This is a genomic window from Enterobacter sp. UCD-UG_FMILLET (genome assembly GCF_000762975.1).
Taxonomy (GTDB): Bacteria; Pseudomonadota; Gammaproteobacteria; order Enterobacterales; family Enterobacteriaceae; genus Enterobacter; species Enterobacter dykesii.
In genome coordinates this window covers 183,927-197,927 of sequence record NZ_JRJC01000015.1, presented here as the reverse complement: position 1 = coordinate 197,927, position 14,001 = coordinate 183,927, and the positions used below count along the sequence as shown (strand labels likewise).

Genomic DNA, 14,001 nt, shown 5'->3' with positions numbered 1-14,001 from the left:
TCTTTACCCTCTTGCCGCAAGTGCGGTAACGCGATCGTAAGCTGCACCGGAGCGCAGTACATCCAGAACTTTTTGAACGTTGGCCTTCAGGTCTTCCTCACCGTGCAAACGCATCAGCATGGCGACGTTGGCAGCAACGGCGGCCTCATGGGCGACCTCTCCTTTACCTTGTAATAAGCGCGTGAGAATGTCACGGTTTTCTTCCGGCGTCCCGCCAGCCAGCGCTTCCTGATGATACGGGGTTAAACCAAAGTCAGCGGCTTCAAGCTGGTAGCTGAGGATTTCACCGTCGCGCAGTTCGGCCACCAGCGTCGGCGCATGAAGAGAAACCTCATCCATACCGCCGCTGTGCACCACGGCGGCACGTTGGTAACCCAGCACGCGCAGCGTCTCGGCAATCGGCAGCACCAGCTCAGGGCTGTAAACGCCAATCAGCGCCAGCGGCGGGTGCGCCGGGTTAATCAGCGGGCCAAGCACGTTAAACAGCGTGCGGGTTTTAAGCTGCTGACGAACCGGCATAGCATGGCGGAAACCGGTGTGATACTTCGGCGCAAACAGGAAGCAGACGCCCAGGTCATCCAGCGCTTCGCGGGAACGCTCGGGGTTCATATCGAGATTAATGCCGAATGCCGCGAGCAAATCGGACGAGCCTGACCGGCTGGAAACGCTGCGGTTACCGTGCTTCGCGACCTTCAAACCGCACGCCGCCGCCACTAAGGCGCTGGCGGTGGAGATATTGATGCTGTTACTGCCGTCACCGCCGGTACCGACGATATCCGCAAATTGATAGTCCGGGCGCGGGAACGGGGCGGCATTTTCCAGCAGGGCCGTGGCGGCACCGGCGATTTCCTGCGGGCTTTCGCCGCGCACCTTCATGCTCACCAGCGCGGCCGCCAGCTGTTCAGGCTTCAGCTCACCGCGAACCACGGCGGAGAAGAGCTGATGGCTCTCCTGCTGACTCAGGGTCTGCGCCTGGTAGAGTTTTTCCAGAATCGGCTGCAGGGTGTTGGTCTGCTCCAGCTTCTGTAACGCCCAGTCCAGCGTCTGCTCGAGCAGACGGGCGCCATGGGAGGTCAGGATCGATTCCGGATGGAACTGCATCCCGCAAACGCGATCCGCGTCGTGACGTACCGCCATTACCATCCCTTCAAACGAGGCGTTGATCGTCAGCCCGGCGGGAATATTGCTGCCGACCAGCGAGTGGTAGCGCGCGACCGGGAGCGGATTCGGCAGCCCGGCAAACATTGCCTGGCCGTCATGTTCAATGCTGGACGCCTTACCGTGCAGGATCTCACCCGCCTGTCCGACGTAGCCGCCGTAGGCTTCCACAATCGCCTGATGACCGAGGCAGATGCCGATTATCGGCAACTTGCCGCGCATACGGGTCAGCAGCTCCGGCATACAGCCCGCTTCGCTCGGTGCGCCTGGCCCCGGGGAGAGCATCAGCACAGGATTTTGCATGGTGGCCAGGCGGTCAATCAGGGTCTGGGCCGGAACGTGGTTGCGATAGATAACGACGTTATGGCCATTCGCACGCAGCTGATCTGCCAGGTTGTAGGTAAAGGAGTCGATATTATCGAGCAGCAGAATGTCAGCCATCAGAAAATCTCCTGTGCATGGTGTGCGGTAGCAATGGCGCGAAGGACCGCTCGGGCTTTACTGCGCGTTTCGTCAGCTTCAGACTGCGGAACGGAATCAAGAACAATCCCGGCACCCGCCTGGACGGTGGCAATCCCGTCTTCGACATAGGCGGAGCGGATTACGATGCAGGTATCGAGATCGCCGTGGGCGGTGAAGTAACCCACCGCGCCGCCGTAGCTGCCGCGACGGCGTCCTTCGGCGGCGGCAATCAGCTGCATGGCGCGTACTTTCGGCGCGCCGCTGAGGGTGCCCATGTTCATACAGGCGCGATAGGCGTGCAGCACGTCCAGATCGTGGCGCAGCTCGCCGACCACGCGGGAGACGAGGTGCATCACGAACGAATAGCGGTCGACTTTGGTCAGGTCCGCCACGTAGCGGCTGCCGGGAGTACAAATGCGTGCCAGATCGTTACGCGCCAGGTCAACCAGCATCAGGTGCTCGGAGAGTTCTTTGTGGTCGGTACGCATCTCCAGCTCGATGCGGCTGTCCAGATCCCGGTCCAGCGAGCCATCGGCGCGACGTCCGCGCGGACGGGTACCGGCAATCGGGTAGATCTCAATCTGACGGCTGGTGGCGTCATATTTCAGCGAGCTTTCCGGCGAGGCGCCGAACAGCGTGAATTCGTTGTCCTGCATAAAGAACATGTACGGGCTGGGATTGCTTTTCTTCAGCACGTCGTAGGCTGCCAGCGGAGACGGGCAGGGCAGTGAGAAGCGACGGGACGGCACGACCTGGAAAATTTCCCCGGCGCGAATCGCTTTTTGCATCTGGCGAACCACGGCGCCGTACTGATCGTCGGTCTGGTTAACGTCGCAGGTCATTTTCTCTACACGCTGCACCGGCAGCGCGGGCGGCGCTTCCGTCATCTGCTGCTGCAGTTGAGCGATACGATGCTCAAGACGGTCTTTCTCAGCAGTTGAAGGCGTAAACAGGCTGGCCTGAATGCGGGTGTATTGTTTCTGATGGTCGATCACCAGCAGGGTTTCGGCCAGATAAAAGCAATAGTCCGGGCAGCGATTACCCTGCTCGGTTTCCGGCAAATCTTCAAAACCGGCAACCAGGTCGTAAGCAAACAGCCCGCCGAAGAACATCGCCTCTCGCTCGTCTTCCGGCACGGTGACGAGGTTCTGCAGCAGGCGGAAGGCATCGAAAACGGACAGGGAGCAGAGGCGCGCGTCTTCGTCCAGCAGCTGGCTCACCGGCGGGAAATGCAGAATACGCATTTCCGGGTGACGTTCATTTTCAATGCCTGACGGCAGGGCGGCATCCAGCAGCGGCAGCAGCGATGCGCCATTGTCTGATAATGCCTTGATTGTGACAGTGTCACCTAAAGCGGTAATGCGCAGCGCGCTGTCGACCAGCAGCAGGCTTTTGAGATCGTCCTTGCTGTCGATATCCGCAGACTCAAGCAGCAGCGTTGCCGGACGAGCCCCGCACACCTGATGAAACAGCGCGGTCGGGTTGTGGCGATAGGCCGCCTCGCAGGTCAACAGTTCGAGATGAGGTTTGGCTGTTTGCATGTTGTTGTTCTCATATTTTGTTCAAAAAAAAGCCCGCTGGTTAGCGGGCGGGTATCTGTTTGCATTTCGCAGACGCGTGACACTGCCCGAAGATCAGGAAGTGCGCCACCAGCCGTGCAGAGTGAAATGTGCTGTCATTTTCAGATACCTTTCTCGTGTGAACTTGCGTACTAGTTAACTAGTTCGATGGCCAGTTGTCAACCCTTGATTTCAGAATTTCGCGTTAAGTCGGTATCATGGTGCTTTCGGATGTCTCCAACCTGTTACGGGAAGTGCTTTGAGCGATACCACCTACGCCATTATTTATGATTTACATAGCCATACTCAGGCCTCTGACGGCCTGCTGACACCCGAAGCCCTGGTTCATCGCGCCGTTGAAATGCGCGTCGGCACGCTGGCGATAACCGATCACGATACGACAGATGCCATTCCGGCGGCGCGCGCCGAGATTGCCCGCAGCGGACTGGCGCTGAATCTGGTGTCCGGCGTCGAGATCTCGACCGTCTGGGAAAATCATGAGATTCATATTGTTGGCCTGAATATCGATATAGACCATCCGGCACTTACGGCTTTTTTGCAAGAACAAAAAACGCGCCGCAATCAGCGCGCAGAGATGATCGGCGAGCGTCTGGAAAAGGCGCATATTCCGGGCGCGCTGGAAGGCGCACAAAAGATGGCGAACGGCGGGGCGGTCACCCGCGGTCATTTCGCCCGTTTTCTGGTTGAAGCCGGCAAAGCGACGAACATGGCGGATGTCTTTAAAAAGTATCTGGCGCGCGGGAAAACCGGATACGTTCCACCACAGTGGTGTACAATAAAACAAGCTATTGATGTGATTCATCATTCTGGCGGTAAGGCCGTGCTGGCCCATCCGGGGCGGTATAATCTTTCTGCTAAATGGCTGAAAAGGCTGCTGGCACACTTTGCCGAATGCGGTGGCGAGGCGATGGAAGTCGCCCAGTGTCAGCAGGCGCCCAACGAGCGCGCGCAGCTCGCGACCTATGCCCGCCAGTTCGGCCTGGTTGGGTCTCAGGGGTCTGATTTCCATCAGCCCTGTGCGTGGATCGAACTGGGGCGCAAGCTCTGGCTGCCCGCTGGCGTTGAGCCGGTCTGGCAGCTCTGGGAACAGCCGCAGCAAATTGAAGAGAGGGAAGTATGAGTCAGTTTTTCTATATCCATCCGGATAACCCGCAGCCACGTTTGATTAACCAGGCCGTGGAGATCGTCCGCAAAGGCGGCGTGATTGTCTACCCGACCGATTCAGGCTACGCGCTGGGCTGCAAAATTGAAGATAAAGGGGCAATGGAGCGCATTTGCCGTATTCGCCAGCTGCCGGACGGCCATAACTTTACTCTGATGTGCCGCGATCTCTCTGAGCTGTCGACCTATGCGTATGTTGATAACGTGGCGTTTCGCCTGATTAAGAACAACACGCCGGGCAACTACACCTTCATCCTGAAGGGCACGAAGGAAGTACCGCGTCGACTGCTGCAGGAAAAACGTAAAACCATCGGCATGCGCGTGCCGTCTAACCCGATTGCGCAGGCGCTGCTGGAAACCCTCGGCGAACCGATGCTTTCTACCTCACTGATGCTGCCGGGCAGCGAGTTTACCGAGTCCGATCCGGAAGAGATCAAAGATCGTCTGGAGAAGGTGGTCGAGCTGATTATTCACGGCGGCTACCTCGGCCAGCAGCCGACCACCGTGGTCGACTTAACCGAAGATGCACCGGAAGTGATTCGTGAAGGCGTGGGTGATGTAAAGCCTTTCTTGTAAAGGTATAAGCAGATATACTACGCGGCCATCAAAGCAGGGCTCAGCCCTCTTTTGACCTGATTCGACGCCTGTGAAGGCGACACCTGAGGAAGCTCAATGAGCGAGAAGTTACAGAAAGTGCTGGCGCGTGCCGGCCACGGTTCACGCCGTGAAATCGAAGCCATTATTGAAGCGGGCCGCGTGAGTGTGGACGGTAAAATCGCCACGCTGGGTGACCGCGTAGAAATCGTACCGGGGCTGAAGATCCGCATCGACGGTCATCTTATCTCCGTGAAAGAGTCCGCTGAACAGATCTGCCGCGTGCTGGCTTATTACAAGCCAGAAGGCGAGCTGTGCACCCGCAACGACCCGGAAGGTCGCCCGACGGTGTTTGACCGTCTGCCTAAACTGCGTGGCGCTCGCTGGATTGCCGTCGGTCGTCTGGACGTGAACACCTGCGGTCTGCTGCTGTTTACCACCGATGGTGAACTGGCAAACCGTCTGATGCACCCAAGTCGCGAAGTGGAACGTGAATACGCGGTGCGCGTATTTGGCCAGGTTGACGAAAATAAACTGCGCGATCTGTCGCGTGGCGTTCAGCTGGAAGACGGTCCTGCGGCGTTCAAAACCATCAAGTTTACCGGTGGGGAAGGCATTAACCAGTGGTACAACGTGACCCTGACCGAAGGCCGTAACCGCGAGGTGCGTCGTCTCTGGGAAGCGGTAGGCGTCCAGGTGAGCCGCCTGATCCGCGTCCGTTACGGCGACATTCTGTTGCCGAAAGGTCTGCCGCGCGGTGGGTATACCGAACTGGATCTGACCCAAACCAACTACCTGCGCGAGCTTGTCGGCCTGACGCCGGAAACCACCTCAAAAGTGGCGGTGGAAAAAGATCGTCGTCGCATGAAGGCGAATCAGATCCGTCGCGCGGTGAAGCGACACAGCCAGGTGAGCAGCAGCCGCCGCTCCGGCAGCCGTAACAACAACGGTTAATATAAAAGCCCGGTCAACGCACCGGGCTTTTTTCTTTAGTAATCAATTCCAATTTGCGCTTTGATGCCCGCATCAAACGCGTGTTTGACCGGACGCAACTCGCTGACGGTATCGGCCATCTCAACAATATCCCGATGACACCCGCGCCCCGTGACGATAACCGTCTGGTGTACAGGACGATTCTTCAGAGCATCCAGCACGGCTTCCAGCGGCAGGTAGTCGTAGGCGACCATATAGGTGATCTCATCCAGCAGAACCATATTCAGCGAGGGATCGGCCAGCATTCTCTTTGCATGCTCCCAGACGGCGAGACAGGCGGCTGTATCCGTTTCCCGGTTCTGGGTATCCCACGTAAACCCGGTCGCCATCACCTGAAACTCAACGCCGTGAGGCTCAAGCAAATTCCGTTCACCGTTGGGCCATTCGCCTTTAATAAACTGGATCACGCCCACTTTTTGCCCGTGACCGACGGCGCGTGTCGCCGTGCCGAATGCGGCGGTGGTTTTCCCTTTTCCATTGCCGGTAAAAACGATGACGATCCCACGTTCGTCCTGTGCCGCCGCGACCCGCGCATCGACCTGTTCTTTCAGACGCTGCTGGCGCTGCTGATGACGTTCTTCACTCATTGCGAAATTCCCGGTTTACGGCCCGGCTGGGCATCAAAGGTCATCCCAGTCTTGCGGCGGCTGTCGTCGCCCATCAGCCAGAGATAGAGCGGCATAATGTCTGCCGGGGTTTTCAGCTTCTGCGGATCTTCGCTCGGGAACGCGCTGGCGCGCATTTTGGTGCGCGTACCGCCCGGGTTGATGCAGTTCACGCGAAGATGACGGCTCTGATACTCCTCCGCCAGCACCTGCATCATGCCTTCGGTGGCGAATTTTGATACGGCATAAGCACCCCAGTTTGCGCGCCCCTCGCGACCTACGCTGGAGGAGGTAAAGACCAGTGAGCCAGACTCGGATTTGAGTAATAAAGGAAGCAATGCCTGCGTGAGGAAAAACGTGCCGTTGACGTTAACCTGCATCACCTGCTGCCAGATATCCGGATCCTGTTCATCCATCGGACGCACTTCACCTAACAAACCGGCGTTATGCAGCACGCCGTCGAGTCTCGGATAGTGAGCGCTGATGCGCTGGGCTAATTCCTGGCACTCCGCGGGCGTGCAGGCCAGTAAATCGAGCGTATACCACGGGGCCGGCGTGCCGCATACGGCCTCAATCTCCTGAGCGACGTTTTTCAGTTTTTCTTCGTTGCGCCCTATCAGAATAACGTTCGCGCCGTACTCGGCGTATGTCAGGGCTGCCTCGCGGCCAATCCCGTCGCTGGCACCGGTGACAAGAATAATCCGGTTTTGCAGCAGATTTTTTTGCGGTTGATAATGCACGGTGACTCCTCAGGCGACCGGTGACGCAATGGCGCCTTTATAATGACTTTTCGGCTTTATGCCCGAATTCGTCTGATAATTCAATCAGTCTACAGGACGCATTACTGTAAAATTAACAATTTGCAAATATTTAAACTCCAGTCCGGGGATTCCTGAAGGCGGCTCGCAGAGGTAATGTCACGAGCGAGACGCATGGGCAGGGCTGTTGTACACTGCCGTGAAAGATTCGTGGTTAAATCAAGGTGGAACGCGTGGAATTAGTTTCTCAATATGGGTTGTTTTTGGCCAAAATCGCGACGGTGGTGGTTGCCATTGCGGTGGTAGCCGTTCTGATTGTCAACCTGACGCAGCGCAAGCGTCAGCGTGGGGAGTTACGCATCACCCGCCTGAGCGAGCAGTATAAAGAGATGCAGGAAGAGATGTCTCTGGCGCTGCTTGATAGTCATCAACAGAAGCTCTGGCAGAAAGCGCAGAAGAAAAAGCATAAACAGGAAGCCAAAGCGGCAAAGGCAAAAGCAAAGCTCAATGCGCCGCAGGATAAGGCCACGCCACGCGTCTATGTGCTCGATTTTAAAGGCAGTATGGATGCGCATGAAGTGTCTTCTCTGCGGGAAGAAGTGACTGCCGTTCTGGCCGTGGCGACACCACAGGATCAGGTTGTCGTGCGTCTTGAAAGCCCGGGCGGGGTGGTTCACGGTTACGGACTGGCCGCCTCACAGCTGCAGCGCCTGCGTGAAAAACAGATCCCGCTGACCGTGGCGGTGGATAAAGTGGCGGCGAGCGGTGGCTACATGATGGCCTGCGTGGCGGACAAAATTGTTGCCGCGCCGTTCTCCATTATTGGCTCGATCGGCGTGGTCGCGCAAATTCCGAACTTTAACCGCTTCCTGAAAAATAAAGAGATTGATATCGAACTTCACACGGCGGGTCAGTACAAACGTACCCTGACGCTGCTGGGGGAAAACACGGAAGAAGGGCGTCAAAAGTTCCGCGAAGATCTCAACGAAACGCATCATCTCTTTAAAGATTTTGTACACCGTATGCGCCCAACGCTCGATATTGAACAGGTCGCGACGGGCGAGCACTGGTACGGCGTCCAGGCGCAGGAGAAAGGGCTGGTGGATGAAGTCGGAACCAGCGACGATCTGCTGCTCAATCTGATGGAAGGCCGGGAACTGGTGGGCGTGCGCTTTACCCAGCGTAAGCGACTCCTTGACCGCTTTACCAACAGTGCCGCAGAAAGCGCGGACCGCCTGCTGCTGCGCTGGCTACAGCGCGGACAAAAACCGTTGCTGTAAACAAAAACGCGAGGCATATGCCTCGCGTTTTGCATTAATCGACCAGGTGATATTTCTCGGAAAGCGTATGCGCCAGGTATTTAAACATGTTAAACACGGCGGTGCTTTTCGGGGTCGGTAAACCCTGTTCGTCAAGGAAGTATTCGCCGCTGAAAATCAGCACACCATTACGCTGCTCTACGCCGGTGGCTTCAATGCCCGCCAGCGTATCTTCATGGTCACGGATAAGCTTGTTTGCTTCGATAAGCAGAGAGGCTCGGTCAATAGGTTGGGTCGTATTCTGCATAATCCACTCCTTAAACAGTGACAATAGTCTACGCCGAGGGCGCTTTGGGGGCAAATTTTCCCTGTAATGTGAGGGGATAAGGTGCAGGGTCCTGGCTGGCGGGATCTGCTTTTGCATGCTAATAAAGTTGCGTAACGAATTTTATCAGGTAGAGTGTGCGCTTTCGTCATTCTGGCAACAGAATTGCTTGACATTCAACCGGGAATTCGTCACGAATTACACGAGATGTGAGAAAAATACCCGAAAACTCAATCACCTGGGCGTATTCTCATTAACGTCCGGTAAGTCAAAGGGGTTGATATCTCCTGACGCAGTCGCAATATCATTGGCGCGTCGTCAGCGGAAGGGAAATCAACGTGCGGCGTATTCCTGGAAGAATTAAATTAGGTAAAGGTGAATATGGGTAAAGCTCTCGTCATCGTTGAGTCCCCGGCAAAAGCCAAAACGATCAATAAGTATCTGGGTAATGACTACGTGGTTAAGTCCAGCGTCGGTCATATCCGCGATTTGCCGACCAGTGGCTCAGCCAGCAAAAAGAGCGCAGACTCTACCTCCACCAAAGGGGCTAAAAAGCCTAAAAAGGATGAACGTAGCGCGCTTGTCAACCGCATGGGTGTAAACCCATGGCATAACTGGGATGCACAATATGAAGTGCTGCCCGGGAAAGAAAAAGTCGTTAACGAGCTGAAGCAGCTTGCTGAAAAAGCAGACCACATCTATCTCGCAACCGACCTTGACCGCGAAGGGGAAGCCATTGCGTGGCACCTGCGGGAAGTGATCGGTGGTGATGACAAACGCTACAGCCGTGTAGTGTTTAACGAAATTACGAAGAATGCGATTCGTCAGGCATTTGAGAAGCCGGGCGAACTGAACATTGACCGCGTAAACGCACAGCAGGCACGTCGCTTTATGGACCGCGTTGTGGGCTACATGGTCTCTCCACTGCTGTGGAAGAAGATTGCCCGTGGCCTGTCCGCAGGGCGTGTGCAATCCGTCGCCGTGCGTCTGGTCGTTGAGCGTGAGCGCGAAATTAAAGCCTTCGTGCCGGAAGAGTTCTGGGAAGTCGATGCCAATGTGACCACGCCGGGCGGTGACGCTCTGCCGCTGCAGGTGAGCCATCACAACGACAAGCCTTTCCGTCCGGAAAACCGCGACCAGACCATGGCCGCCGTCGCGCTGCTGGAAAAAGCACGTTATCAGGTGCTGGAACGTGAAGACAAACCGACCAGCAGCAAGCCAGGTGCGCCGTTTATTACCTCCACGCTGCAACAGGCTGCAAGCACGCGTCTGGGGTATGGCGTGAAGAAGACGATGATGATGGCTCAGCGCCTGTATGAAGCGGGCTACATCACCTATATGCGTACCGACTCAACCAACCTGAGCCAGGACGCGGTCAACATGGTGCGTGGCTACATCAGCGACAACTTCGGTAAGAAATACCTGCCGGAAAGCGCTAACCAGTTCGCCAGCAAAGAGAACTCCCAGGAAGCGCACGAAGCGATTCGTCCTTCTGACGTCTCGGTGTTAGCGGAATCGCTGAAAGACATGGAAGCCGACGCGCAGAAGCTGTATCAGCTGATCTGGCGCCAGTTCGTGGCGTGCCAGATGACGCCAGCGCAGTATGACTCCACCACGCTGACCGTTGGCGCGGGCGAGTTCCGTCTCAAAGCGCGCGGTCGTATCCTGCGTTTCGACGGCTGGACGAAGGTGATGCCTGCGCTGCGTAAAGGTGATGAAGACAGAACGCTGCCTGCCGTAAACAAAGGTGACGAGCTGTCACTTGTCGATCTGGTTCCGGCACAGCACTTCACCAAGCCGCCTGCGCGCTTCAGTGAAGCGTCCCTGGTGAAAGAGCTGGAAAAACGCGGTATTGGTCGTCCATCGACCTACGCATCCATCATCTCGACCATTCAGGACCGTGGCTACGTGCGCGTTGAAAACCGCCGTTTCTATGCGGAAAAAATGGGTGAGATCGTCACTGACCGTCTGGAAGCAAACTTCCGCGAGTTGATGAACTACGATTTCACCGCGCAAATGGAAGACAGCCTCGACCAGGTTGCCAGCCATCAGGCGGAATGGAAAAAGGTCCTCGACAGCTTCTTCAGCGACTTTACCGACCAGCTTGAAAAAGCGGAAAAAGACCCTGAAGAGGGCGGTATGCTGCCAAACCAGATGGTTCTGACCAGCATCGACTGTCCAACCTGCGGCCGCAAGATGGGGATCCGCACCGCAACCACGGGCGTGTTCCTTGGCTGCTCCGGCTATGCCCTGTCACCAAAAGAGCGCTGCAAAACCACTATCAACCTGGTGCCTGAGAACGAAGTGCTCAACGTGCTGGAAGGTGATGATGCGGAAACAAACGCTCTGCGTGCCAAACGCCGCTGCAAAAAATGCGGCACGGCAATGGACAGCTACCTGATCGATCCAAAACGTAAGCTGCACGTTTGCGGTAATAACCCAACGTGTGACGGGTATGAGATCGAAGAGGGTGAGTTCCGCATTAAAGGCTATGACGGGCCGATTGTGGAGTGCGAGAAGTGTGGCTCTGAAATGCACCTGAAAATGGGGCGTTTCGGTAAGTACATGGCCTGTACCAACGACGAGTGTAAAAACACGCGCAAAATTCTGCGTAACGGCGAAGTGGCTCCTCCGAAGGAAGATCCGGTTCCGCTGCCAGAACTGCCGTGCGAGAAATCCGACGCGTACTTCGTGCTGCGTGATGGTGCCGCAGGTGTCTTCCTGGCCGCCAACACCTTCCCGAAATCGCGTGAAACGCGCGCGCCGCTGGTGGAAGAGCTGCATCGCTTCCGCGATCGTCTGCCTGAGAAACTGCGTTATCTGGCCGATGCGCCACAGCAGGATCCGGAAGGCAATAAAACCGTGGTACGGTTTAGCCGTAAAACTAAGCAGCAGTATGTTGCGGCCGAGAAAGAGGGTAAAGCGACCGGATGGTCAGCCTTCTTTGTCGATGGCAAATGGGTTGAAGGCAAGAAATAATCTTCCCTTACCGTAACTTACCTGTAAAAGGGCCGGATTTCCGGCCCTTTTTTATTGCCTTGTTATTATTTTTTGTTCCGTACTATACAGTCAGGCTATAAATGATATAGTGGTTATAGTTAACCAGTTTCTTATTATTAAATCGTCTTAAGCGATTGACCGCATGCGCTAAATCGGATGGTCTGGCATGAAATTACAGCAGCTTCGTTATATCGTTGAGGTGGTGAATCATAACCTTAACGTCTCTTCTACCGCCGAGGGGTTGTATACCTCGCAACCGGGCATCAGCAAACAAGTTCGTATGCTGGAGGACGAGTTAGGTATCCAGATATTTGCCCGCAGCGGTAAGCATCTCACTCAGGTGACGCCTGCGGGGCAGGAAATCATCCGCATTGCGCGGGAAGTCCTCTCCAAAGTCGATGCGATTAAGTCGGTGGCAGGGGAACACACCTGGCCGGATAAAGGCTCGCTGTATATTGCCACGACGCATACCCAGGCGCGCTATGCGCTACCCGGCGTTATCAAAGGCTTTATCGAGCGTTATCCTCGCGTCTCTTTGCATATGCACCAGGGCTCGCCAACGCAAATTGCTGAAGCCGTCTCCAAGGGTAATGCAGACTTTGCCATCGCCACGGAAGCGCTCCACCTGTATGACGATCTGGTGANTGCTTCCATGCTATCACTGGAACCGCTCTATTGTGGTGACCCCCGATCACCCCCTGGCGGGTAAAGGGTCGGTCACTATCGAAGAGCTGGCGCAATATCCGCTGGTAACGTATACGTTTGGCTTTACCGGACGGTCCGAGCTTGATACGGCCTTTAACCGGGCAGGGTTAACGCCGCGCATTGTCTTTACCGCGACGGATGCCGACGTGATTAAGACCTATGTGCGGCTTGGTCTGGGAGTGGGCGTTATTGCCAGCATGGCGGTGGATCCGGTGTCAGACCCTGACCTGGTGCGTCTTGATGCGCATGATGTTTTCAGTCATAGCACCACAAAGATTGGCTTCCGTCGCAGCACCTTCCTGCGCAGCTATATGTATGATTTTATTCAGCGCTTTGCCCCTCATTTAACGCGTGACGTGGTGGATACCGCCGTTGCATTACGCTCAAATGAAGATATTGAAGAGATGTTTAAAGACATCAAACTCCCCGAAAAATAATCACACCCGGTATCTTTCCCTTACGGAAAGATACCGAAATAACGCCTCAAAGCTAAATTAGAATTATCATCATCTACGTATCCCCTGTCATATAATGTCATTATCCATTTAATCCGTATGGTTATAATGTCGTGAATTGGCGACAAAAGTAGAAACTAATTTACGCCTTCGCAAATTTTTCTTTTCAATTATTTATTTCTGGTCAAAAGATTGAATATTTCATACCTCCCGGTGCGTAAATTCACTGGCTTTTCGGCTAAAGTTTCTTTAGGATTTATCTCAACAGATGATTAATTGTACCAATTGTTTGGTCCTAAATGATAAGCGATATCGATTGTATGAGGTTAGCAATGCCTTCAGGAAGTGAAGAACCGCAAAGGGATCCTGCGCTCAAGCGTAAAGCCTGGCTGGCGGTCTTTCTCGTCTCTACCCTGTTTTGGGTGGTGGTTGCTCTCCTGGCCTGGAAATATTGGGGTTAAATATGGCAGTGACGGTACGTACAGCTTCGGTAAAACAGATGTGTCAGCATCGTGACAACGGCCACAGAGGGCGTAAAGCACCTGCGACTGTTGTACCCGCGTCCTGGAAACTGACGCCGCAGCAGCAAGCGTTTATTGATGTGTTCGCAGAAGACGAACCCAAAAAACAATAATTTAGTTAATTGCGTAATGATGCAAATAGTCTGAATATCGACTCTGCACTTTTGTACTCTTTAATAAATACACATCAGCAATATAGCACTGAGGACTTACCTCGGAACTTTTAATAAATAATGCCTGGTGTCCCTATGATGAATAACATGACGTCTCACAAATACTGGTCATGGATCGGCGTTTTTACCGTGTCGATTCTGTTCTGGAGTCAGCTCATCTGGTTGGCCCTCCACTAAATTGTAAAACCTCGCTACGGCGGGGTTTTTTGTTTTTCCTTTCTGGACCAATCCTAAATTTATCAATTTGGGTTG

Annotated in this window: 14 protein-coding genes, 1 pseudogene and 1 other annotated feature; of the genes and pseudogenes, 9 read left to right on the top strand and 6 right to left on the bottom strand. The window is 55.0% G+C overall.

Features of this window, described 5'->3' with window-relative positions; all coding sequences use genetic code 11:
• Positions 1 to 3: 3 nt before the first annotated feature.
• The 3 genes from trpD to trpL form a co-directional block, all read right to left on the bottom strand.
• A complete protein-coding gene (trpD, locus tag LA04_RS07995) occupies positions 4 to 1,599 on the bottom strand; it encodes a bifunctional anthranilate synthase glutamate amidotransferase component TrpG/anthranilate phosphoribosyltransferase TrpD (RefSeq protein WP_047651117.1) in 1,596 nt (531 codons plus the stop codon).
• Positions 1,599 to 3,161, bottom strand: a complete 1,563-nt coding sequence (locus tag LA04_RS07990; RefSeq protein ID WP_047651116.1) for an anthranilate synthase component 1 — start codon at positions 3,159 to 3,161, stop codon at positions 1,599 to 1,601. The genes trpD and LA04_RS07990 overlap by 1 nt, the downstream gene beginning before the upstream one ends.
• Positions 3,162 to 3,184: 23 nt before the next feature.
• Positions 3,185 to 3,278 (bottom strand) — a sequence feature (Trp leader region).
• Positions 3,255 to 3,299 (bottom strand): trp operon leader peptide, encoded by a 45-nt coding sequence (trpL, locus tag LA04_RS25220; RefSeq protein WP_106993556.1) that lies wholly within the window; start codon positions 3,297 to 3,299, stop codon positions 3,255 to 3,257. (Overlaps the previous feature by 24 nt.)
• 139 nt (positions 3,300 to 3,438) lie before the next feature.
• Here trpL and rnm point away from each other — a divergent pair, with 139 nt between their 5' ends.
• The 3 genes from rnm to rluB all read left to right on the top strand — a co-directional run bounded on the left by rnm (position 3,439) and on the right by rluB (position 5,909).
• Positions 3,439 to 4,320: an RNase RNM gene (gene rnm, locus LA04_RS07985; RefSeq protein WP_047651115.1), complete on the top strand. Its 882-nt coding sequence runs from the start codon at positions 3,439 to 3,441 to the stop codon at positions 4,318 to 4,320.
• A complete protein-coding gene (locus LA04_RS07980) occupies positions 4,317 to 4,937 on the top strand; it encodes an L-threonylcarbamoyladenylate synthase (protein ID WP_003856793.1) in 621 nt (206 codons plus the stop codon). The genes rnm and LA04_RS07980 overlap by 4 nt, the downstream gene beginning before the upstream one ends.
• 96 nt (positions 4,938 to 5,033) lie before the next feature.
• Complete coding sequence (rluB, locus tag LA04_RS07975) at positions 5,034 to 5,909, top strand: 23S rRNA pseudouridine(2605) synthase RluB (protein WP_023312076.1); 876 nt, start codon at positions 5,034 to 5,036, stop codon at positions 5,907 to 5,909.
• 35 nt (positions 5,910 to 5,944) lie between these two features.
• Here the strand turns inward: rluB and cobO are convergent, their stop codons facing one another.
• Positions 5,945 to 6,535, bottom strand: coding sequence for a cob(I)yrinic acid a,c-diamide adenosyltransferase (gene cobO / locus LA04_RS07970; protein WP_047651114.1), 591 nt, complete (start codon positions 6,533 to 6,535; stop codon positions 5,945 to 5,947).
• Positions 6,532 to 7,293, bottom strand: coding sequence for a YciK family oxidoreductase (locus LA04_RS07965; protein ID WP_047651113.1), 762 nt, complete (start codon positions 7,291 to 7,293; stop codon positions 6,532 to 6,534). The genes cobO and LA04_RS07965 overlap by 4 nt, the downstream gene beginning before the upstream one ends.
• 251 nt (positions 7,294 to 7,544) lie before the next feature.
• On the opposite strand from LA04_RS07965, the gene sohB reads away from it, so the two are divergent.
• On the top strand, positions 7,545 to 8,591 hold the full coding sequence (sohB, locus tag LA04_RS07960; protein WP_047651112.1) for a protease SohB: 1,047 nt from the start codon (positions 7,545 to 7,547) through the stop codon (positions 8,589 to 8,591).
• 34 nt (positions 8,592 to 8,625) lie between these two features.
• Here the strand turns inward: sohB and LA04_RS07955 are convergent, their stop codons facing one another.
• Complete coding sequence (locus tag LA04_RS07955) at positions 8,626 to 8,877, bottom strand: YciN family protein (RefSeq protein WP_023312072.1); 252 nt, start codon at positions 8,875 to 8,877, stop codon at positions 8,626 to 8,628.
• A gap of 399 nt (positions 8,878 to 9,276) precedes the next feature.
• Here LA04_RS07955 and topA point away from each other — a divergent pair, with 399 nt between their 5' ends.
• The 5 genes and pseudogenes from topA (at position 9,277) to ymiC (ending at position 13,926) form a co-directional block, all read left to right on the top strand.
• Positions 9,277 to 11,874 carry a type I DNA topoisomerase gene (topA, locus tag LA04_RS07950; protein WP_047651111.1) on the top strand — a complete coding sequence of 866 codons (2,598 nt, stop codon included), beginning with the start codon at positions 9,277 to 9,279 and terminating at the stop codon, positions 11,872 to 11,874.
• A gap of 187 nt (positions 11,875 to 12,061) precedes the next feature.
• Positions 12,062 to 13,037 (top strand): annotated as a pseudogene (gene cysB / locus LA04_RS07945) (HTH-type transcriptional regulator CysB).
• Between the two features lie 338 nt (positions 13,038 to 13,375).
• Positions 13,376 to 13,516, top strand: coding sequence for a YmiA family putative membrane protein (locus LA04_RS07940; protein ID WP_213327741.1), 141 nt, complete (start codon positions 13,376 to 13,378; stop codon positions 13,514 to 13,516).
• Between the two features lie 2 nt (positions 13,517 to 13,518).
• Positions 13,519 to 13,689: a hypothetical protein gene (locus LA04_RS24725; RefSeq protein ID WP_021240301.1), complete on the top strand. Its 171-nt coding sequence runs from the start codon at positions 13,519 to 13,521 to the stop codon at positions 13,687 to 13,689.
• Between the two features lie 138 nt (positions 13,690 to 13,827).
• Positions 13,828 to 13,926, top strand: a complete 99-nt coding sequence (ymiC, locus tag LA04_RS24960) for a small membrane protein YmiC (protein ID WP_032623144.1) — start codon at positions 13,828 to 13,830, stop codon at positions 13,924 to 13,926.
• The last annotated feature ends 75 nt before the right edge of the window (positions 13,927 to 14,001 follow it).